This is a genomic window from Paenibacillus sp. PsM32, from assembly GCF_030433815.1.
Classification (GTDB): domain Bacteria; phylum Bacillota; class Bacilli; order Paenibacillales; family Paenibacillaceae; genus Saccharibacillus; species Saccharibacillus kyungheensis.
This window is the reverse complement of record NZ_JARUWY010000044.1, coordinates 1-341: the sequence shown is the minus strand read 5'-3', so window position 1 is coordinate 341 and position 341 is coordinate 1. Positions and strand designations below refer to the sequence as shown.

The 341-nt window shown below is 51.3% G+C and carries 1 rRNA gene; it reads right to left on the bottom strand.

The features are described 5' to 3' along the window. Positions 1-329: ribosomal RNA gene (locus tag QCD85_RS23675) — 23S ribosomal RNA — on the bottom strand; the annotation flags it as partial. Between the last annotated feature and the right edge of the window lie 12 nt (positions 330-341).

Here is a 341-nt window from a genome sequence, read left to right as displayed (position 1 = left end):
TCCTTTGTAACTCCAAAGAGACGTCCCACAACCCCAACAAGCAAGCTCATTGGTTTGGGCTGTTCCGCGTTCGCTCGCCGCTACTGACGGAATCACTCTTGTTTTCTGTTCCTGAGGGTACTTAGATGTTTCAGTTCCCCTCGTCTGCCTCTGCACACCCTATGTATTCAGGTGTGAGTAACTGGAGATGAATCCAGTTAGGTTTCCCCATTCGGACATCCCCGGATCACAGCTTGCTTACAGCTCCCCGAGGCTTTATCGTTGTTCGCCACGTCCTTCATCGGCTCCTAGCGCCTAGGCATCCACCGTGTGCTCTTAGTAGCTTAACCTAAGTGTTTCTA